We start from the raw sequence: 19,734 nt of genomic DNA on the forward strand, positions 1-19,734 counted from the left end.
GGGCCAGGGCAGCCGGGCCAGGGTCAGTGGGAGGTCTCCGCGTCAGTGGGAGATCTTCACCGTCCACGCGCCCGATTTCGTCCGCCCCTCCGCCTCGATCTTGATCCCCTCGCCCGGCACGGTGAACGTCTCGCCCACGCCCACCGGCGCGTCCGCGAGTGCCGGGTAGACCGACTTCTCCCAGCACGCCTCCGTGTCGGGATGTGCGTCCAGCACCTCCACCGGGCCGCCGCCGGACCCGGATCCGCTGCGCACCCGGTAGACCAGGAGCCCCGACGCGCAGCTCGCCCGGTCCAGGCCCGCCGGTTCGCGCGCCTCGATGGCGATGGCGTGGTCCTCGCCGGTGCGGACCACCGCGAGCCGCTTGCCGGCGCCCGCCTTCGCGGGGGACGCGGACAGTGGCTCCAGGGTGATGCGGCTCGTGCCGTCGCCGCTCACGCAGCCGACCTCGCGCCGGTCGATCCAGCCGAGCTTCCACTTCTGCCACGCGAACAGGTCGGGCGCCGTACCGAACTGACTGCCCATCACATCCCAGTCGCCGACATAGGTGTCCCAGTCGCCGCTCTTGCCGTCCTGCGGCCGGTGGTAGAGGTCGGGCAGGTCGAAGACGTGCCCGGTCTCGTGGGCCAGCACGTTGCGGTCCGGCGGGTGGTGCTCGAAGACCGTCACGACCCGGTTGATGTCGCGGCCGTCGGCGCGCACGGGCCGGTCGAAGTTGACCACCTTGGTGGCGTCCGAGTCGACGCCGGGCGCGTCCGGATCGGCGACCAGGTAGACGATGTCGTACCGCGAGAAGTCCGTCGTGGGGTCGGCCGCCCGGATCGCGTCCGTGAGGTACCGGGTGCGCTGGGCGGGGTCCCAGTCCCGCTCCATGCGGTACGAGGTCGACGCGGCCGGCATCCGCACCCAGCGCCGCTGCGGCTCGGCGTCGAGCCGGAACTTCCCGTACGAGGCCTGCTCGAAGAAGCGGCTGGTGGCGGGGAAGTAGTCGGCGGCCAGGTCCTTGGGGTCGGCGACGGGCCGGGAGTCGGGGAAGGACAGGAACACCATGACCGCCTTGAGGGCGCGCACCGGGCGCGGGTAGGCGGAGTTCCAGGTGTCGACGCCGAGCGAGTGGTGGGCGTCGGTCCTCGGCAGGGCGCACGGCAGCACCGGGGAGTCCGCCGCCACGGCGGGACCGGACACCAGGGAGATGGCGGCGAGCGCCATGAAGGAGGTGAGCGCGGCGGCCGCGCTGCGCAGCCGGACACGCTCCACTCCCCCGGGTGTCTGCTGACCCTGCACGGCGACCTCCGGAAGCGGGATGCGGGACATCCCGCCCACTTTGTGCAGATTTACAGAGTTATGCCATGTTTTGCTGGCCCGGAAGGGTGAGGGGCGCGACACCCCGGCTGATATACAGAAAGTCACGAGTGGTCACCGACGGACGGAGCCCGGCCACACCCGCGCAGAAACGATCGGTCAACGATCGACGGAGGACTCCGGGTGCTCTTGATCACGACGGTGACGCTGGATCGCGCCGGGCGCCAGCCTCTATGATCGGCACACTTTCCTGCGTGGATCCGGCCTCTTGGGGCCGTCGTCCACCCCGGCCGAAGACCCCGGCCATCTCCGTACTACCTCTGCACAACTCGAATGCACTGCGGGAGCCAGCGGTGAGCGGAACCTCCGAAGGACCGGGTCGCGCACCCGGGACCATCCGGCCGCCCGTCACAGAGCGTCATACGGACCGGATCGCGGGCGCCGTGGCGGAGCGCCCCCCGGAAAGCCCCGGATGCCCCCTGTCCGAGCATCCCCCCGACCCCTCCCCCTCCACCCCGGCCGGCCCCGCCCGCGCCCCCGGCGCGCACGCCCCCTCCGCCCCGCGCGACTACCAGGCCGCCTTCAACGCCGCCCACCTCGCGATGGCCGTCGTCGACCGGGAGGGAAGCGTCGTCGCCGCCAACGACGCCCTCGCCGAACTCCTCGGCACCGACCCGGCCTCCCTGCGCGAGCAGGACGCCGCCGACCTCGTCGACCTCGCCGCCGACCACCGCACCTGGCACGCCTACCGCGAGGTGCTGCGCGGCGCCCGCAACCGCTTCCGCTGCACCCGCCGCCTCAAGCACCCCGACGGGCACTCGCTGTGGGCCGAGGTCACCGTCGCCCCCGTACCCGACAGCGCCAGCGTGCTGCTGTCCATCGCCGACATCAGCGACCGGCGCGAACTCCAGGCCCGCCTGCGCCACCTCCAGATGCACGACCCGGTGACCCGCCTGCCCAACCGCACCCTCTTCTTCGAGCGGCTGACCTCCGCACTTGAGGCGTCCGCGTACGACAACGGCGGCACCGGCCGGATCGGGATCTGCTACCTCGACCTCGACGGGTTCAAGGCGGTCAACGACACGCTCGGGCACCGCGTCGGGGACCGGCTGCTCAGCGCGGTCGCGGCGCGCCTGATGGAGTGCGCCGACCAGTCCGGCTACGCGCGCGGCGGCGGGCACCTGGTGGCGCGGCTCGGCGGCGACGAGTTCGCGGTCCTGGTCGAGGATTCCACGGGGACCGAGCAGCTGGCCGAGCTCGCCCGTTCCGTACTGAACGCGTTGCAGCGGCCCTTCGACCTCGCGGGCCAGCGCCTGTCGGTGTCGGCCTCGATCGGGGTGGTGGAGCGGGCCGGCGCCGGCACCACGGCGACCGGTCTCATGCAGGCCGCCGACACCACGCTGTACTGGGCGAAGGCCGACGGCAAGGCCCGCTGGACGCTCTTCGACCCCGAGCGCAACGCCCACCGCATGACCCGCCAGGCCCTGTCCTCCACGCTCCGGCCGGCCGTGGAGCGCGGCGAGTTCACCCTGGAGTACCAGCCGCTGGTGGGCATGGCCGACGGGGTCGTGCACGGCGTGGAGGCGCTGGTCCGCTGGAACCACCCGCAATTCGGGCTGCTTCCGCCGAATCGGTTCATCCAGATCGCCGAGGAGGACGGCTCGGTGGTGCAGCTCGGGCGCTGGGTGCTGCGCACCGCGTGCTGGCAGGCCAGGCGCTGGCAGATCGAGCATCCGCACGTGCCGCCGGTCTTCGTGAGCGTCAATGTCGCGGTGCGCCAGGTGTGGGACTCCGACCTGGTGGCGGACGTCGCGGAAATCCTGGAAGAGACCCAACTGAGCCCGGATCTGCTCCAGTTGGAGCTGACCGAGTCCGCGGTGATGGGCTCGGCCGGCCGGCCGCTCCAGGCCCTTCAGGCGCTGTCCCTCATGGGCGTGAACATCGCGATCGACGACTTCGGGACCGGGTACTCCAACCTCGCCTATCTGAGCCGGCTGCCCGTCTCCGTCCTCAAACTGGACGGCTCCTTCGTACGCGGCTTCCAGTACGACGAGGGCGGCGCGCACCCGAGCCCCGCCGACGAGACCATCGTCGAGGCCATGGTCCAGCTCGCCCACCGGCTCGGGCTCACCGTCACCGCCGAGTGCGTGGAGACCGCCGAGCAGGCCACCCGGCTCGCCCGGATCGGCTGCGACACCGGCCAGGGCTGGCACTACTCACGGGCCGTCGCGCCGGACCGCATCGCCATGATGATCGGCCTCAGCCCGCAGGAGGTCTGAGGCGGCGGCAGGTCTGGCTTGCGTGAGCCCTGAGCTTGCGGAGGCCCGTACGCCCATACGCCTGTACGCCCGCGCGCCCGCCCCGCCCCCGGGGAGGAGGGCGGAGCGGGCACGGGGCAGGGTGGCGGTGCGAATTCGGGCGGACTCAGCAGGCGCCGAGGTCCTGCCAGACGCCCCACTGTCCGGTGGTGCCGGGCTGCTCGCCCTTCGTCCACCACTGGGCCTTCCAGGTGTGACCGCCGTAGGAGACCTGGCTGCCGCCGGTGTACGTGGCGCCGCTGTCCCACGCGGTGGCGGTGCAGCCGCCGGGCGTCGGGGAGGGGCTGGTGGTGGCGGTCGGAGTCGGCTTCGGCGAGGGGGAGTTGGTGGCCGTGGGCGTCGGGTCCGGGGTCGAGGAGGGCGAGGAGCCGACCGCGTCCACGATCTGGTTGAGCAGGGTCGTCTTGTCGTCGAGCCCGAGCAGGCTGTACATCATGGCGCCGGCCAGACCGCGCTGGTGGGCGTAGTCGGCGCGGGCCTGGATGGACTGCTTGTCGAGGCCGGTGAAGAACTCGCCGTCCTTGTAGAAGTACGAGGCCTTCGCGTCGGCGTCCCAGAAGGTGGTCGCCGGGTTGTCGACGATGCCGCCGAGCTCCTTGTAGAGCGCGGTGCCCGCGACCTGGCTGGTGGGCCGGGCATTGGAGGGTCCGGTCGCGCTCTGGCCGAGGCCGTTGTTGGTGGCGGGGACGCCCTTCCAGCCCCGGTAGTAGAACTCGTACCCGAGCGTGATCTTGTTGGCGGGGAAGCCGCCGGCTATGCCGTAGGCGGGGTTGCCGTCGATCCAGGAGTCGATCGCGTTGGAGATCGAGTACTTCTGGGTGCCGGGCTTGATGACGTCCGTGGGGTCGTTGGGCGGCGAGACCAGCGGGGACTGGTGGTAGGCCGGGCCCGTCGCGTTCCAGGCGCCGTGCATGTCGTACGTCATGATGTTGGCGTAGTCGAGGGACGCGCCGATCTTGTCCGTCTCGATGTTCTTGATCTTGTCCTGGCCGGCCGGGAGCGCCGCCGTCAGGAGGTAGTGCTTGCCGCCGTGCGCGGAGCCGTACGCGTCGAGCTGCTTGCGGAACTCGGCGAGCAGGGCGGTGTAGTTGGCCTTGTCCTCGGCGCCGTAGTGGTTGCCGAGGTGGCCGTCGGGCGAGCCCGGATACTCCCAGTCGATGTCGACGCCGTCGAAGATCCCGGCCGCCGCGCCGGCGCCGCCGTAGCCGCCCTCGGTGGGCAGGTTGCCTGCGATGTACTGGTCGATGCAGGACGACACGAACTTCTTGCGGCTGGCGTCGGTGAGGGCCGCGTCGTGGAAGTACTTGGAGTACGTCCAGCCGCCGATCGAGATGTTGATCTTCAGCTTGGGGTACTTCGCCTTCAGCTCCTTGAACTGGTTGAAGACGCCCACGATCGGCTGGTTCCAGGTGTCGGCGACGCCGCTCACGCTGTCGGCGGCCGAGAACGACTTCTGGTAGTCGGCGAACGAATCGCCCGCGCCGTCACCGGCGTTGGGGTTGTTGTCGTCGCCCGCCGCCTTGTTCGCCTCGAAGCAGGTGAGGTTGGTGGGGTCGATGTTGCCGAACGAGTAGTTCAGGACGTCGAGTTTGCCGGCGATGCCGCGGGTGTCGAGGTGCTTGGGGTAGAAGGCGTTCCCGTACACGCTCCACTGGTCGTAGTACGCGATCTTCACGCCACCGGTGGAGGGCGCGGCGGCGGCGCCCCGGGTGGAACTCTGGGCGGAGTCGGCGGCGGACGCGGTACCGAGGCCCGCGAAGGCGGCCAGGGCGCCGGCGGTGAGCACGGCGGTGCTCAGGGCGGCGACGAGGGGGGTGCGGCGGGGCAAGTCGGCCTCCGGGGGGGGTGGGGCGTGGGGTGCGGAATGGGTGGGTGAGGAATTGATAGCGATCCTGTCGGGGTCGCGTCAATGGTCTGAACCAAATAAGGACTAGACCAATCCCTCCACGACTCCCCGGCGCCAGCCCCCAGTTGCCCCGGTCTGCCCCACCCTGGCCCCGCACTCGCGCAGTTCCCCGCGCCCCTAACTACTCGGCGCCGGCCCGCATGCGCATACCCAGCCCGTCCGGCGATTGAGGACGAGCGCGTTCAGCGCGAATGGGGTCTGGGGCGGAGCCCCAGGGGCCCCGGCTGCGGGCCGTGGTCGCTCCTCGCGCAGTTCCCCGCGCCCCTGGCGGGGCTGGCGCCGGCCCGCATGCGCATCCTCAGCCCCGCTCCCGGCAGGGACCGGCACGGGATGCCCGACCCCGCCCGGGTCAGGAGGGCAGGGTGGGGAGGTCGTACGCGTCGGCGATCAGGGCGTACGAGCGGACCCGCACATCCGGCCCGTGCGCGTTCGCCGTGATCATCAGCTCGTCCGCCCCCGTCCGCTTCTGGAGGTCGTCGAGCCCCGCCCGCACCTCCTCCCCCGTACCGGAGATGACGTTCGCGAGCCAGCCGTCCACGAACTCCCGCTCCAGCGCGCTGAATTGGTACGCCTCGGCCTCCTCGGGCGTCGGCACGAGGCCCGGGCGCCCGGTGCGCAGCCGGACCATCGACAGCGCGTTGGTCAGCGTCTGGCGCCGCGCCTCGCGCTCGTCGTCCGCCGCCAGCGCGGAGACGCCGATCAGGGCGTACGGCTCGGCCAGGAACGCCGAAGGCCGGAAGGAGTCGCGGTAGAGGTCGAGCGCCGGGACCGTGTTGGCCGCCGAGAAGTGGTGGGCGAAGGCGAAGGGCAGGCCGAGCGCCCCGGCCAGGCGAGCGCTGAAGCCGGAGGAGCCGAGCAGCCAGATGGGCGGCCGGGCCGAGGGACCCTGCACGGGTCCCGGGACCGCGTGGATGCGGGCATAGGGGTGCCCGTCGGGGAAGTCGTCGTCGAGGAAACGGATCAGCTCGGCCAGCTGCTGGGGGAAGTCCTCGGCGCCCTCGTTCAGCCTGTCCGTGCGGCGCAGCGCCGCCGCCGTCGCGCCGTCCGTGCCGGGCGCACGCCCGAGCCCGAGGTCGATACGGCCCGGCGCCATCGCCTCCAGCGTGCCGAACTGCTCGGCGATCACCAGCGGCGCGTGGTTGGGCAGCATCACGCCGCCCGAGCCGAGCCGGATGCGCGAGGTGTGCGCGGCGAGGTGGGCCAGGATCACGGCGGGCGCGGACGAGGCGACCCCGGGCATGGAGTGGTGCTCGGCCACCCAGTGCCGGTGGAAGCCGCGCCGCTCGGCGAGCCGGGAGATCTCCACGCTGGTGGCGAGCGCCCGGTGCGCGGTGTAGCCGGCGCCCACCGTCACCAGGTCGAGTACGGACAGGGGTACGGGCGCGGCACCGAGCGCCGTCCCGCGTATCGCATCCACGTCCACCGCTCCACGCCTCCAGATCGTCATCACACGCGTCGTCGTCACACGCGTCGACATCACGCGCGCCGTCATCATCGTCATCACACGCGTACGCTTCCGCGCACCCAACACGGGCGGAGCCCGGCCCGTCCGCTCACGTGGGCCCGGGAAAACATGGGTACGACACCCCTCATGACTGAGCCGAGCGAACTGAGCGACCTGACGGCACGTCAACTACTGGCCGGCTACCGGGCCAAGGCCTTCTCGCCCACCGAGGTCACCCGCGCGGTCCTGGCCCGCGCCGAAGAAGCCAGGACCCGCCTCAACGCCTTCGTACGCGTCGATCACGAGTCCGCCCTCGCCCAGGCCCGCGCCGCCACGGAGCGCTGGGGCGCCTCGGAGCCGAAAGGACTGCTCGACGGGGTTCCGGTGTCGGTCAAGGACCTGCTCCTCCAGGCGGGCGGGCCCACCCTTCGTGGCTCCAACACCACTTCTGAAAAAGGGAGTTGGGACGAGGACGCCCCGGCCGTCGCGCGGCTGCGCGAGCACGGCGCGGTGCTCATCGGCAAGACGACGACGCCCGAGTTCGGCTGGAAGGGCGTCACCGATTCCCCGCGCACCGGCGTCACCCGCAACCCCCATGACCCCGCGCGCACGGCGGGCGGATCCAGCGGCGGCAGCGCGGCGGCGGTCGCGGCGGGAGCGGGGCCGCTGTCGCTCGGCACGGACGGCGGCGGCTCGATCCGCATCCCGGCGTCGTTCTGCGGGGTTCTCGGGCTCAAACCCACCTACGGCCGGGTCCCCCTGTACCCCGCGAGCCCCTTCGGCACCCTCTCCCACGTGGGCCCCATCGCCCGGGACGCGGCGGACGCGGCGCTGCTCCTCGACGTCATCAGCGGCGCGGACGACCGGGACCCGACCGCGCTCGAACCTCCCGCCCGCTCCTGCGTGACCGCGCTCACCGAGGACGCGGCGTCCGGCGTCAAAGGCCTGCGGATCGCCTACTCGGCCTCCTTCGGCGGGCAGGTCGCGGTACGCCCGCAGGTGGCGGCCGCGGTGCGGGCGGCGGTGACCCGGCTCGCCGGCCTCGGCGCGTACGTGGAAGAGGCCGACCCCGACTTCGCCGATCCCGTCGAGGTCTTCCAGACGCTGCGGAACGCCGGGGCGGCCCGACTGGTCGACCAAGTGGCCCCGGACAAGCGGAAGTTGATCGACCCGGGGCTACGGGCGATCGCGGCGCGCGGCGCCCGGCTCTCGGCCCTCGACCTGCTCGCCGCACAGGACGCGCGCCTTGAGCTCGCCCGGCGCATGGCCCGCTTCCACCGGCGCTACGACCTCCTGGTGACCCCGACCCTGCCGCTGACCGCCTTCGCGGCGGGCCGCGAGGCGCCGGCGGGGGCGTCGCCTCGTGGCTGGACGGGGTGGACGCCGTTCACGTATCCGTTCAATCTCACCCAGCAGCCGGCGGCGACCGTGCCCATCGGCGCCGACACCGAGGGGCTTCCGATCGGCCTCCAACTGATCGCCGCGCGCCACGGCGACGCGGTGGTCCTGCGCGCGGCCGCCGCCATCCTGGGCGCCCCTATGGGGTGAACCCGGGGCGCGGGCCCGCGCGGTGTCCGAAAAAAAAGCAGGCATGGGCCGGATGAAGAGGGGTAGCCGCGCCGCCATGGCTCGAGCTACCCCACGCCCCAGACCCTCCATACCCCGGCGGACGCTGCTCACCGGCGCCGCCGCCGTCGCCCTCACCGGCGCCGCCGCCTGCTCGCGGGTCCCCAAGGGCGACGCGCTCGCCCGCCTGAAGTCACAGGGCACGGTCCGCCTCGGCATCGCCGGTGAGGTCCCCTACGGGTATGTGAACGAGCAGGGCGAGTTCACCGGCGAGGCCCCCGAACTGGCCCGGGTGATTTTCAAACGGCTCGGAATCGGCCGCGTCCAGCCCGTGGCCACCGACTTCTCCTCGCTGATCCCCGGCCTCAACTCCCAGCAGTTCGACGTCGTTTCCGCCGGGATGTACATCAACAAGGACCGCTGCGCCCAGGTGCTGTTCGCCGACCCCGAGTACCAGATGCTGGACGCGTTCATCGTCCGCAAGGGCAACCCGAAGAACCTGCGCACCTACGAGGACGTCGTCCGCGCCAAGGCGCGGTTCGCGACCGGCACCGGCTACGCGGAGATCGGCTACGCCACCGCCGCCGGATATCCCGAAAAGGACATCGTGATCCTCCAGGACCAGGTGGCGGGCCTGAACGCCGTGGAGTCCGGCCGGGTGGACGTGTTCGCCGGCACCGCGCTGACCGTGCGCGAGGTGGTGAAGAAGAGCGCGCGGGCCGAGGCCACCGAGCCCTTCGCCGCGGTCGTCGACGGCAAGAAGAAGATCGACGGCGGCGGCTTCGCGTTCCGGCCCACCGACGGCGCGCTGCGCGACGCCTTCAACGCCGAGATCCACCGCATGAAGCAGAGCGGCGAGCTCTTCCGGATCCTGAGGCCCTTCGGTTTCACGCAGGCCGAGATGACCACCCTGACCGCCAAGGAGCTGTGCCGATGACGGCGGGACTGTGGCAGCACTGGGTGCTGCCGGGAATCTGGATCACCGTCCAACTCACCCTCTACAGCGCCGCGTTGGCGGCCGCGGTGGCCTTCGGTGTGGGCATGGCCCGCACCCACCGCTCCCGCGTGGTGCGCTTCTTCGCGGCCGCGTACACGGAGATCTTCCGGGGCACCTCGGCGCTGGTCCTGATGTTCTGGCTGTTCTTCGTGCTGCCGCCGCTCGCGGGCTGGCAGCTGGTCCCGATGTGGGCGGCGGTGCTCGCGCTCGGCCTGTCCTACGGGGCGTACGGAGCGGAGATCGTGCGCGGCGCCCTGAACGCGGTGGCGCCCGCCCAGCGTGAGGCGGGCATCGCGCTCAGCCTGTCCCCCTGGCAGCGGATGCGGCTCGTGCTGCTGCCGCAGGCGGTGCCGGAGATGATCCCGCCGTTCTGCAACCTGCTGGTCGAACTGCTCAAGGGGACCGCGCTCGTCTCCCTGCTCGGGGTGGGCGACGTGTCGTTCGCGGCGTATCTGGTGCGGCTCGCGACGCAGGACAGCGCGGGGATCTACACCGTGACCCTGGTCATCTACTTCGTGCTCGCCTTCGGCCTGACCCGGGGGATGAAGGCGCTGGAGCGGCGCACCAAGGCGAATCTGGGGGTGAGCGTCAAGTGAACTGGGACTGGTACGCCGTCTGGGACTTCATGCCGCGTTTCGGGGACGGCGTGCTCACCACGCTGAAGGTCCTCGCGCTCGGCTCCCTCATCTCCTTCTCCCTCGGCCTGGTGTGGGCGCTCGCCTTCCGCGCGCCGACCCGTTTCGTGCGCTGGCCGGTGCACCTGATCACGGAGTTCATCCGCACCACCCCGCTGCTCGTACAGCTGTTCTTCCTGTTCTTCGTGCTGCCGGAGTGGGGCGTGAAGTTCTCCGCCCTGACCACCGGCATCCTCGCCATCGGCCTGCACTACTCCACGTACACCGCGCAGGTCTACCGGGCCGGCATCGACGCCGTGCCCAAGGGCCAGTGGGAGGCGGCGACCGCGCTGAGCCTGCCCGCGCACCGCACCTGGCTCGCGGTGATCCTGCCCCAGGCCGTCCGCCGCATCGCGCCCGCGCTCGGCAACTACGTCATCTCCATGCTGAAGGACACGCCGCTGCTCGCCGGCATCGGCGTCCTGGAGATGTTGCAGCAGTCCCGTCTGGCGGGCGCGAGCACCTTCCAGTACACCGAGCCGCTGACCGTGGTCGGCGTCGCCTTCATCCTCATCGCCTATCCGGCTTCGCTGTTCGTACGAGCCCTGGAGCGCCGCCTTGTCCGCTGACACCCAGATCGAGACGCCCCTGAAGAAGCGGAGCGGCAGCGAGCTGATCCGCTTCGAGAACGTCACCAAACGCTTCGGCGACAACACCGTCCTCGACGACCTCTGCTTCACCGCCCGCAAGGGCAGGCACGTCACCCTGATCGGCCCCTCGGGCTCCGGCAAGACCACGATCCTGCGGCTGCTCATGACCTTGGAGACCCCGGACTCGGGGACCATCCAGGTCAACGGCAACCGGTTGTTCCCCGCGGGCGAGAAGGAGCGCAGAGAGGCCCGCAAGAAGATCGGCATGGTCTTCCAGCAGTTCAATCTGTTCCCCAACATGAGCGTGCTGCGCAACATCACCGAGGCGCCGGTGCGCGTGCTCGGCCTCTCCCCCGACGAGGCCGAGGCGCGCGCCCGCGAACTGCTCGACCTGGTGGGGCTCGGCGACAAGCGCGACGCCAAGCCCGCCCAGCTCTCCGGCGGGCAGCAGCAGCGCGTCGCGATCGCGCGGGCGCTGGCGATGCGGCCGGAGGTGCTGCTCCTGGACGAGGTGACCTCCGCGCTCGACCCGGAGCTGGTGGCGGGCGTCCTCGATCTGTTGCGCGACATCGCCCGCACCACGGACATCACCATGCTCTGCGTCACCCACGAGATGAGCTTCGCGCGGGACATCTCGGACGAGGTGATGATGTTCGACGCGGGCAAGGTCATCGAGTCGGGCCCGCCGGAGCAGATCTTCGGTGCGCCGGAGCACGAGCGCACCCGGGAGTTCCTGGGCGCGATCGCGTGAACACGCGCCGTACACGACGCTGACCTCACGTTCCGGCCACCCGAACGCCCCGTAATCGTGACTCTGGCATATGCCACGGTGCCGCGTCCCAGGACAGGGGCCCTGGAGCGCGGCACCAATCTTGTCAACACCCCCACCGGAAACGGGTCTTGGCGGCTATCGTGGGAGGGCAGACCTGCCACCTTCGCAGCTCGACCTGCTAGGGGGAAACCGTGGCGCTGAAGCCGGAGCCGACCGCGCCGTTCCACTCGGTGCACTACGTCCTGCGCGTCCTGGAGGCGATTTCCCGTCACGGCGGGGGCGTCACCGACGTCCAGATCGCGCGCGAGACGGGTCTGCCCACCGCCCATCTGGCCTCCATGCTCCTGATGCTGCGCCGCGAGGGCTATGTGGAGCAGGTGGCCGACGGCGCGTATGTGATCGGCGATTCGATGGTGCTGCTCGGTTCGGGCGCCGCCCGCAAGGAAGCGCTGGAGTCCAAGATCCAGGACACCCTCATGTCGCTGCGCGACTCGGTGGGCGCGGCGGTCTACATCAGCCGTTACATCGACGGCGAAGTGAAGATCACCCAGTACGCGGACGGGCCGTGCGCGCCGAAGGTCAACGAGTGGGTCGACTTCAAGTCGGCGGCGCACGCGAGCGCGGTCGGCAAGTGCCTGCTGACCCAGCTCGACCAGAACGGCCGCCGGGACCACCTCTCGCGCCACAAGATCGCCCGGCTGACCTCGCGCACGATCACCAGCGAGAAGGTCCTGTTCTCCAAGCTCGACAGCCAGCCCGCCACCGTGCCCGTCCTCGACCTCCAGGAGTACGCGGTGGGCACGGTCTGCGCCGCCGTTCCGCTGACCGCCGGATCCGCCGTGGGCTGCCTCGCCCTGTCCCTGCCGATCGAGCACGCCCACCGGCTGCGCGCGGCGGCGGCCACCCTCAACCGCCGGGCCGCCCCGGTGGTGCTCTCGCTGGCCATCTGAGACCGGGCGCCACCCGGGCCCGGACGAGAACGGCCGTCAGGGGTGGTCATCAGCACCCCCGGGGACCAGGTAGTATTTTCTCTGTCAGCAGGCGCCGCTAGCTCAGTTGGTTAGAGCAGCTGACTCTTAATCAGCGGGTCCGGGGTTCGAGTCCCTGGCGGCGCACCGACAGAAGAAGCCCCTCGCGCGAGCGGGGGGCTTCTTCGTGTCCGGGGGCGTGTTCCGGGCCCGGACCGGCGGCCGCGAAGGTGTCACTGGCAGGACTACCCTCGCCGAGGCTGTCCACGACTGGGATCTGGCTGACCTTTCCCGCCCCCACCAGCCTGGAGGCATGTCAACGATCACAGCGGCGGTACCCAAGCAGTCGGTGCGGATGACCGGGCGGCAGGTCGCCGTACTCCTGGTGCTCCTCGCGTCGCAGTTCATGATGGCCGCCGATTTCTCCGTACTCAATGTCGCGCTCCCCCGCGTCGGCGTGGACCTGGGCTTCACGGCCGGCAATCTCCAGTGGATCACCACGGTGTTCGCGCTCTGCGCGGCCGGCTGCACCCTGGTGTGCGGCCGGGTCGGTGACCAGCTGGGACGACGGCGCGTCTTCATCGCCGGTATGGCGCTGCTTGCCGTCGCCTCGGTGATCGGCGGCATCGCCACCGCCGCCTCGCTCCTCCTGGTGGCGCGCGCCCTCCAGGGCCTGGCCACGGCGGCGGTCACCCCGGCCGCCCTCGCGATGCTCACCACCGCCTTCACCGAGCCGGAACTGCGCACCAGGGCGCTGGGTCTCAACGGCGTCCTGATGAGCTCCGGGTTCACCGTCGGATCGATCCTCGGCGGAATCCTCACGGACACGCTCTCCTGGCGCTGGGCCTTCTTCATCAACATTCCCGTCGCCGTCGCCGCCATCGTCGTGGTGCCGGTCGTCGTCGCCGAAAGCAAGGCCGAGCGCAAGAGCAAGCTCGACGCCCCTGGCGCACTGCTCATCACCGCGGGCCTCTTCACCCTGATCTACGGCATCACGCGCGCTGCCGAATCCGGAACCGACGCCATCTCCGCCGCCTGTGTCGTCGTGGCGGCGGCCCTTCTGCTCGCGTTCTGGAGGGTCGAGAACCGCACCGCGGACGCACTGGTTCCGGTCCGCGTCCTGCGTAAGCCCGACCTTGCCTTCGGAAACCTCGCCGCGCTCTTCATCTTCGGCGGCGAAACCGCGCTGATCTTTTTCACCGGCATGTACGTACAGAATGTGCTGGGCTACTCGTCGCTCGCCGCCGGTCTCGTTCTGCTCGGTATCGGCGTCGGCCAGATCCTCGGCGGCACGATCGGACCCCGGGTCCTCGCGAAGACGTCGCCACGCGCCCTCCTCGGTATCGCACTGGCGGGCCAGGGAGCGTTCATGCTGCCCGGAATCTGGATGCCGGCCGCATCCCACTGGCTGCTTCCGCTGGTCGCCACCCAGTTCGTGAACGCCGTCTTCTCGATGCTGGCGATGCTGTCCTTCATGGTGATTTCCACGTCGGCCGTCGGCACCGAACAACAGGGGATGGCGACCGGAATGGCCACACAGAGCCAGCAGGTCGGCATCGCGATCGGCATTCCGCTGCTGAGCGCGGTGTTCACCGCGGTCGTCGGGGACAATGACGCAGGGGCGGCGAAGCAGCTTTCCGGTATTCACGTGGCCCTCGCCGTGGACTCCATCACCCTGATCCTCGGCGGCGTACTCCTGTGGCTGGTGCTGCGCGGCAGGGCGACGACGGCACAGCACTGAGCGAAACCGACAACGGATCGGAACACGCGGCGGACCGGGGCGTCGATTCCCGGCGCGCTTCAACTCGGTTGGCCACAGCGCCAATCCATTGTTGCCGGGTCCCATCACCACGGTGATACTGAAGGGGTGGACGAATACGTGAACACGGATCTCGGAAGCTATCTGCGGCAGATGCGCGAGCGTATCCGGCCCGAGGAGATCGGCCTGGTGAGCCGGGGCTCGCGGCGAGTGCCGGGGCTGCGGCGCGAGGAGGTCGCCGCGCTCGCCGGCGTGAGTCAGACCTACTACACCCGCCTCGAACAGGCACAGACCGCCCACGCGTCACCCTCGATCCTGCTCTCCATCTCCCGCGCCCTGGAGCTGAGCCCGGACGAGGAGGAGTATCTGCTCAAAATCGGCACACCGAAGTCGGAGCGGCCCGTGCCGGCCCCCAAGCTTGACCAGGTCAGCCCCTATACGCGGATGTTGGTCGCCTCGCTCGGAAATGTCGCCGTCGCGGTGCTCAACTACCGGTGCGACATTCTCTCCTGGAACCCGATGTACCACCGGCTCTTCGCCCCGCACCTGGACTTCTCGGCGCCCGAGTCGGAGGATTTCCGGCCCAATATCGTCAAGCTCAACTTCCTCGACGAGAACGTGCGCGATCTGTACGTCGACTGGGCCACGGAGTCCCTCGCCAATGTCACCTATCTGCGGTTCATCGCGGCCAATCACCGCCACGATCCGCGACTGGCGGAGCTGATCGGTGAACTCACCATCCAGAGCGCGGAGTTCGCGAAGCTCTGGGGCCGCCAGCGGGTCGCGAACTGCACCGAGGGCACCAAGGTGTTCGACCATCCCGTGGTCGGCGAGCTGGAATTGATGTACCAGTCCGCGGAGCTCCAGGACGGCAATATCCTGAAGTTCTACCACGCGGAAAAGGGCTCCCCGAACGAGAACGCCCTGAACCTGCTCACCGTCGATCTGGATGCCGTCCACACCCGGTGACGCACGAATGGCCCGCCCGCCCGGCCCGGGAGACAGCGCGGGCACCGTCTCGCCGTCAGCGCGCGTCCCGTAGCCGGACTCCCGGACCACTCCTCGACGCCGCGCTTCGCGCTCGCCGGTCGCCGGTCGCCGGTCGCCGGTCGCCGGTCGCCGGTCGCGACGACGATGTCCTCGCGACTGGCCGGCTTCTTCAGGGTCCGGCCCGCACCAGGGAGCCACCGGCTTCGGAAGATTCATACGATCGTCTTAAACGTTCGTACTAGACAGACGTTTAAGACGCTCGTACATTGCTGCCATGCCGAACTCGAAGAGCACCAGCACCAGCGCCAGCGCGCTGCGCGCCGGGCGCAAGGAATGGGTCGCGTTCACGGTCCTTCTGCTGCCCCTCCTCCTCGTCTCTATGGACGTCTCCGTCCTGTACTTCGCGCTCCCCTCCATCAGCCGCGAACTCGACCCCACCGCCACCCAGCAGCTGTGGATCATCGATGTCTACGCCTTCGCGCTCGCCGGGCTGCTGATCACGATGGGCTCGCTCGGCGACCGGATCGGGCGCCGCAGGCTGCTCCTGTTCGGGGCCGCCGCCTTCGGCGTCGCCTCGGTGACCGCCGCGTACGCCACCAGCGCCGACCTGCTTATCGCCGCTCGCGCGCTGCTCGGCGTCGGCGGGGCCACCCTGATGCCCTCGACGATGGGCCTGGTGCGCACCATGTTCCGCGACGACAGGCAGCGCGGGCAGGCGATCGGCATCTGGTCGGCGGCCATGACGGGCGGGATCGCGCTCGGCTCGGTGCTCAGCGGGATCATGCTGGAGCACGTGTGGTGGGGCTCGGTCTTCCTGATCAACGTGCCGGCGATGGCGCTGCTCCTGGTGCTTGCGCCGGTGCTGGTACCGGAGTCCAAGGACCCGGCGCCGGGGAAGTTCGACGTGCTGAGCGTGCCGCTCTCGATGGGCGCGGTGCTGCCGGTGGTGTACGGGCTCAAGGAGTACGCGGCCGACGGCTTCGCCTGGTCGTACGCGGCCTGTGTCGCGGCGGGGCTGGTGCTGGGCGCGGTCTTCGTACGCCGTCAGCTCACCCGGAGCTCGGCGCTGATCAGCCGTCAACTGTTTCGCCCGGGGCGGGGGTTCGGCGCCGCGATCTCGCTCAACACGATCGCCGCGTTCGGGCTGATGGGCTCGGCGTACTTCACCACCCAGTACCTCCAGTCGGTGCTCGACATGAGCACGATGCGGGCCGCGCTGTGGAGCGTCGCCCCTTCGCTCGCCATCGGCGGCGCCGCCCCCGCCGCGTCCGCCGCCTCGCGCAAGGTCAACCGGGCCTACGTCATCGCCACGGGCTTCGCGGTCGCCGCGGCCGGGTACGTCCTGCTCGCCCTGACCGGCACGGACTCGCTGTGGCTCGTGCTGGCCGGGACCGCGGTCATCGGGAGCGGCATCGTCACGGTGATGGCGCTGGTCTCCGACATGGCGCTGGCCTCGGCCCCGGTCGCGAAGGCGGGCTCGGCCGCGTCGCTCCTGGAGACCGGGCAGGAGTTCGGCGGCGCGCTCGGGATGGCGGTGCTCGGCTCGATCGGCACCGCGGTCTACCGCTCGGACATGCCGGCATCGGCGCCGGCCGCCGCCCGGCGGACCCTGGGCGCGGCGGTGGGCGGCGCCGACCACGCCCTGGCGGACCTCGCCCGGGACGCCTTCGTGCACGGCATGCGGTACGCGGCGGCCGGCGCGACGCTGGTCCTGGCCATCGCGGCGGTGCTGGCGGTGGGACTGCTGCGGGGCCCGGCGCGGGCGGCGGACGCGGGTGTGGCGGCGCCGGGCCCGGTCGCGCAACCGGCCGCCTGAGCCGATTCCGTACGAGAACACGACAAGCCGAGCCTCAACTGCCCAGTTTCTCCAGAACAGTTGCGGCCTGGTGGTCGGCTCCGGAGCGGTTGGGGTGGAACGGGACGGCCAGCCCGGGCGGGTTGGTGGAGAGCGGCACCAGGCCCTCCACCCACCGGGTGCCGACGGGCTCGCAGACGTCGTGTCCACGGCTGCCCCGGTAGGTGTCGACGAAGGAGGCACCGCTCTGGGCGGCGGCGCGGGCGAGCATCCCGTTCAACTCCTTGAGCCGGGCGCCGAACCACGCCAGGTCCTCGTCGTGGATGGGCACCAGGGGGTAGCAGCCGTGGTCGGTCGCGACGCCGGCCAGATAGTCCACGACCAGGATCGTGGCGTGGGGCGAACGCCGCCTGATGCCCGCGAGGACGTCGGTGATCCGGGACTCGGTGTCGGCGATCCGGTGGGACATGACGTCCGTGCCGTCGGCGCGGGTGTAACGGGCACGGCACGGGCCGGCCAGCGGGGCGGGCACCGGGTCGACGCACCCGACGACGGCGGCGGCGAGCCCGATGTCGTTGCCGCCGATGCCCACGGTGACGAGGTCGGTGGTGGGGGTGAGCCGGTCGAACTGGGCCGGGTTCACGCCCTCGGCGAGCAGCGGGAAACGGCCGACGTCCTGCGGCGCGGTCATCTCGGCGGTGGTCGCGCCGCCGCAGGTCGCGTCCCGGAACACGGCGACGCCGAGCCGGCGGGCGACCTGCTTGGGGTAGTTCCAGGTGCTCTGGGCGCAGCCGGCCGGGGCGTAGGTGGCGTCGATCCCGAGCACGGTGACGTCGGCGGACCAGGAGTCACCGAGGGCGACGTATTCATGGAAGCGGGGGGCGCCGCGAGTGGCGGGGACGGCTGTACCGGGTCCGGCCGGGCCCGGGCCGGGCGGCCCGACGGCCGGCATCCCGGTGGGTGCGCTGGGCGCGGCGGCCAGAGCCGGGGCGGCCGGGACGCCGAGGAGGGCGGAGGCGGCGGCGAGGGCGAGGGAGACAAGAAGGAAACGGGGCTTCACGGCCCCATCCACCCATTGCGCCCTGCCCCGAGGGGGGACGCTGGCCGGGAATTCACCCGGGAGCGGGAAAAGGGGCCGGGGGTTTCGCCCCGCCCCGCCCCTTCCCGCGACCCTCCGGGGGCCAGGAGGCGCCGAGTTGACGCGATTCCCGTACGTGCCGCGCGCATGCCCTGCTGTGTGAGGCAGGGCCGGCGAATCTACTGCCCCTTGATGAGGCCGGGGAGTTCGCGCATGTCGTGGAAGACGATGGTGCCGGGGCCTTCGAGTCGTTCGGCCGGGGTGAATCCGCCCGCGTAGCCGAAGGCGCGCATCCCGGCGGCGCGGGCGGCCTGGACGCCGGGGCGGCTGTCCTCGACCACGACGCAGGCCGCGGGGTCGACGCCCATCCGCCGTGCCGCGTGCAGGAAGAGGTCGGGGGCCGGCTTGCCCCGGGCGACCTCGGTGGAGCTGAAGACGCGGCCCGCGAACCGGTCGTGGAGTCCGGTGACGCCGAGCGTGTGGCGCATCTTCTCGTGGGAGCCGCTGGAGGCGACGCAGACCGGCAGGGTGATCTCGGCCAGCGCCTCGGGCACCCCGTCCACGGCCTCGAGCCCTGCGTCCACCGCCTCCCGGTGGCGCTGGATCAGCTGCTTCCACCAGAGGGCTGCGGTCTCCTCCCCCAGGCGCTGGGCGATCTGTTCGCAGATGGATTCCCGTGAGCGCCCGATGAACCGGTCGACGACGTCTGCCTGCGTCAGCGGCCAGCCGAGCTCCGCTCCCAGCGCGATTTGGATGCGCACGGCGATGCGTTCACTGTCGACGAGCACGCCGTCGCAGTCGAATATGACGAGTTCTATCGGCTTGATCATTCGCGCAGCATAGGCCCGGCTCGGCCGGTCATGGCGCTGAGATTCGCTGAAGGCCGAGCGCCGCGCGCCGCACCGTTGTTGACGTAGCGTCAGAACCGTACGTCCGAGCAGGCGTAGAAGGCGTTGCCCGTGTCCGCGATCGTCCACACGGCGACGATCAGCTGATGCCCGGTCCGGCCGGTGGGGATGGCCCCCTGGTGGGAGACCGTGGCCGGTGGCTGCTTGCCGCCGTAGGGCACGGTGAGGAAGGGCTGGGTGTCGAGCGCGGCCCGGGTGAGCCGCTGGGTCGGGTCCCAGCCCTGCTTGGTGAGGTAGTAGCGGAAGTCGGTCGTCGCGTGGCGGGCGGTGAACTGCCAGCGGAACGTGTAGGTCTGACCGGCCGTCAGTTGTGTCGTGGGCCAGCCAGTGCCGCCGCGCGGGTCGTCGAGTGCGGCGAACCTGCTGTTGCCGCCCGCGCAGATCGTGCCGTCCGCGGGTCCGGCCGCCGGGAAGCCCTTGGGGCCCTCGACGGACTGCGGCTCCCACTGGATGTCACCGCAGTTCTCGACCGTGCCGTTGGCGCACAGCTTCTGCCGGCTGATGGGCTGGTCGGTGTAGCCGTGGCTGCTCGCGCTTCCGGTCGCGAGCAGGGACGCGCCGGCGACGGCGAGCCCCACCACGGCGGCACCGAGCCGCTGCTTCTTTCGCATGCTGACACTCCTGGAGAACGTGGGGGAGTTCCTTGAGTGGAGCTGCACGCGTGCGG

General features: G+C 70.9%; 16 protein-coding genes and 1 tRNA gene. 11 read left to right on the forward strand and 6 right to left on the reverse strand.

Features of this window, described 5'->3' with window-relative positions:
* Nucleotides 1–42: 42 nt before the first annotated feature.
* Nucleotides 43–1,314, reverse strand: coding sequence for a M6 family metalloprotease domain-containing protein (locus tag ACFYM2_RS19640; RefSeq protein WP_388837603.1), 1,272 nt, complete (start codon nt 1,312–1,314; stop codon nt 43–45).
* 341 nt (nt 1,315–1,655) lie between these two features.
* On the opposite strand from ACFYM2_RS19640, the gene ACFYM2_RS19645 reads away from it, so the two are divergent.
* Nucleotides 1,656–3,581 (forward strand): EAL domain-containing protein, encoded by a 1,926-nt coding sequence (locus ACFYM2_RS19645; RefSeq protein ID WP_388837606.1) that lies wholly within the window; start codon nt 1,656–1,658, stop codon nt 3,579–3,581.
* 145 nt (nt 3,582–3,726) lie between these two features.
* Here the strand turns inward: ACFYM2_RS19645 and ACFYM2_RS19650 are convergent, their stop codons facing one another.
* Both ACFYM2_RS19650 and ACFYM2_RS19655 read right to left on the reverse strand, forming a co-directional pair.
* A complete protein-coding gene (locus ACFYM2_RS19650) occupies nt 3,727–5,448 on the reverse strand; it encodes a glycosyl hydrolase family 18 protein (RefSeq protein ID WP_388455503.1) in 1,722 nt (573 codons plus the stop codon).
* 427 nt (nt 5,449–5,875) lie between these two features.
* Nucleotides 5,876–6,973, reverse strand: coding sequence for an LLM class flavin-dependent oxidoreductase (locus ACFYM2_RS19655; protein ID WP_359007691.1), 1,098 nt, complete (start codon nt 6,971–6,973; stop codon nt 5,876–5,878).
* 144 nt (nt 6,974–7,117) lie between these two features.
* Between ACFYM2_RS19655 and ACFYM2_RS19660 the strand changes: the two genes are divergently transcribed.
* The 10 genes from ACFYM2_RS19660 (at nt 7,118) to ACFYM2_RS19705 (ending at nt 17,102) form a co-directional block, all read left to right on the forward strand.
* Nucleotides 7,118–8,518: an amidase gene (locus ACFYM2_RS19660; protein ID WP_388837609.1), complete on the forward strand. Its 1,401-nt coding sequence runs from the start codon at nt 7,118–7,120 to the stop codon at nt 8,516–8,518.
* Nucleotides 8,519–8,594: 76 nt separating this feature from the next.
* Complete coding sequence (ehuB, locus tag ACFYM2_RS19665) at nt 8,595–9,473, forward strand: ectoine/hydroxyectoine ABC transporter substrate-binding protein EhuB (RefSeq protein WP_388837612.1); 879 nt, start codon at nt 8,595–8,597, stop codon at nt 9,471–9,473.
* The gene (ehuC, locus tag ACFYM2_RS19670; RefSeq protein ID WP_359007698.1) at nt 9,470–10,129 is read left to right on the forward strand and encodes an ectoine/hydroxyectoine ABC transporter permease subunit EhuC; all 660 of its coding nucleotides are present in this window, start codon (nt 9,470–9,472) and stop codon (nt 10,127–10,129) included. Before ehuB ends, ehuC begins: the two co-directional genes overlap by 4 nt.
* A complete protein-coding gene (gene ehuD, locus ACFYM2_RS19675) occupies nt 10,126–10,776 on the forward strand; it encodes an ectoine/hydroxyectoine ABC transporter permease subunit EhuD (RefSeq protein ID WP_388837616.1) in 651 nt (216 codons plus the stop codon). Before ehuC ends, ehuD begins: the two co-directional genes overlap by 4 nt.
* Nucleotides 10,766–11,548, forward strand: coding sequence for an amino acid ABC transporter ATP-binding protein (locus ACFYM2_RS19680; RefSeq protein WP_359007704.1), 783 nt, complete (start codon nt 10,766–10,768; stop codon nt 11,546–11,548). Before ehuD ends, ACFYM2_RS19680 begins: the two co-directional genes overlap by 11 nt.
* A gap of 212 nt (nt 11,549–11,760) precedes the next feature.
* On the forward strand, nt 11,761–12,519 hold the full coding sequence (locus tag ACFYM2_RS19685) for an IclR family transcriptional regulator C-terminal domain-containing protein (protein ID WP_350230557.1): 759 nt from the start codon (nt 11,761–11,763) through the stop codon (nt 12,517–12,519).
* A 91-nt stretch (nt 12,520–12,610) separates the two neighbouring features.
* Nucleotides 12,611–12,684: transfer RNA gene (locus tag ACFYM2_RS19690), tRNA-Lys, on the forward strand.
* A gap of 166 nt (nt 12,685–12,850) precedes the next feature.
* Nucleotides 12,851–14,278, forward strand: coding sequence for an MFS transporter (locus ACFYM2_RS19695; RefSeq protein WP_359007710.1), 1,428 nt, complete (start codon nt 12,851–12,853; stop codon nt 14,276–14,278).
* 126 nt (nt 14,279–14,404) lie between these two features.
* Entirely contained in the window at nt 14,405–15,265 is an 861-nt protein-coding gene (locus ACFYM2_RS19700; protein ID WP_388837619.1) for a helix-turn-helix transcriptional regulator, read from the forward strand.
* Between the two features lie 295 nt (nt 15,266–15,560).
* Complete coding sequence (locus ACFYM2_RS19705; protein ID WP_388837622.1) at nt 15,561–17,102, forward strand: MFS transporter; 1,542 nt, start codon at nt 15,561–15,563, stop codon at nt 17,100–17,102.
* 34 nt (nt 17,103–17,136) lie between these two features.
* Here the strand turns inward: ACFYM2_RS19705 and ACFYM2_RS19710 are convergent, their stop codons facing one another.
* The 3 genes from ACFYM2_RS19710 to ACFYM2_RS19720 all read right to left on the reverse strand — a co-directional run bounded on the left by ACFYM2_RS19710 (nt 17,137) and on the right by ACFYM2_RS19720 (nt 19,678).
* Entirely contained in the window at nt 17,137–18,141 is a 1,005-nt protein-coding gene (locus ACFYM2_RS19710; protein ID WP_388837625.1) for an SGNH/GDSL hydrolase family protein, read from the reverse strand.
* Between the two features lie 197 nt (nt 18,142–18,338).
* Complete coding sequence (locus tag ACFYM2_RS19715; protein WP_388837628.1) at nt 18,339–18,989, reverse strand: HAD family hydrolase; 651 nt, start codon at nt 18,987–18,989, stop codon at nt 18,339–18,341.
* An 89-nt stretch (nt 18,990–19,078) separates the two neighbouring features.
* Nucleotides 19,079–19,678 (reverse strand): lytic polysaccharide monooxygenase, encoded by a 600-nt coding sequence (locus tag ACFYM2_RS19720; protein WP_388837631.1) that lies wholly within the window; start codon nt 19,676–19,678, stop codon nt 19,079–19,081.
* Between the last annotated feature and the right edge of the window lie 56 nt (nt 19,679–19,734).

This window comes from Streptomyces sp. NPDC006711 (assembly GCF_042869775.1).
Classification (GTDB): Bacteria; Actinomycetota; Actinomycetes; order Streptomycetales; family Streptomycetaceae; genus Streptomyces.

Bases quoted from the DNA above. Each gene is read 5' to 3' on its own strand.
- ACFYM2_RS19640 (WP_388837603.1), bottom strand. From the start codon at position 1,314: ATGTCCCGCATCCCGCTTCCGGAGGTCGCCGTGCAGGGTCAGCAGACA.
- ACFYM2_RS19655 (WP_359007691.1), bottom strand. From the start codon at position 6,973: ATGACGATCTGGAGGCGTGGAGCGGTGGACGTGGATGCGATACGCGGG.
- ACFYM2_RS19660 (WP_388837609.1), top strand. From the start codon at position 7,118: ATGACTGAGCCGAGCGAACTGAGCGACCTGACGGCACGTCAACTACTG.
- ehuB (WP_388837612.1), top strand. From the start codon at position 8,595: ATGGCTCGAGCTACCCCACGCCCCAGACCCTCCATACCCCGGCGGACG.
- ehuC (WP_359007698.1), top strand. From the start codon at position 9,470: ATGACGGCGGGACTGTGGCAGCACTGGGTGCTGCCGGGAATCTGGATC.
- ACFYM2_RS19695 (WP_359007710.1), top strand. From the start codon at position 12,851: ATGTCAACGATCACAGCGGCGGTACCCAAGCAGTCGGTGCGGATGACC.
- ACFYM2_RS19705 (WP_388837622.1), top strand. From the start codon at position 15,561: ATGCCGAACTCGAAGAGCACCAGCACCAGCGCCAGCGCGCTGCGCGCC.
- ACFYM2_RS19715 (WP_388837628.1), bottom strand. From the start codon at position 18,989: ATGATCAAGCCGATAGAACTCGTCATATTCGACTGCGACGGCGTGCTC.
- ACFYM2_RS19720 (WP_388837631.1), bottom strand. From the start codon at position 19,678: ATGCGAAAGAAGCAGCGGCTCGGTGCCGCCGTGGTGGGGCTCGCCGTC.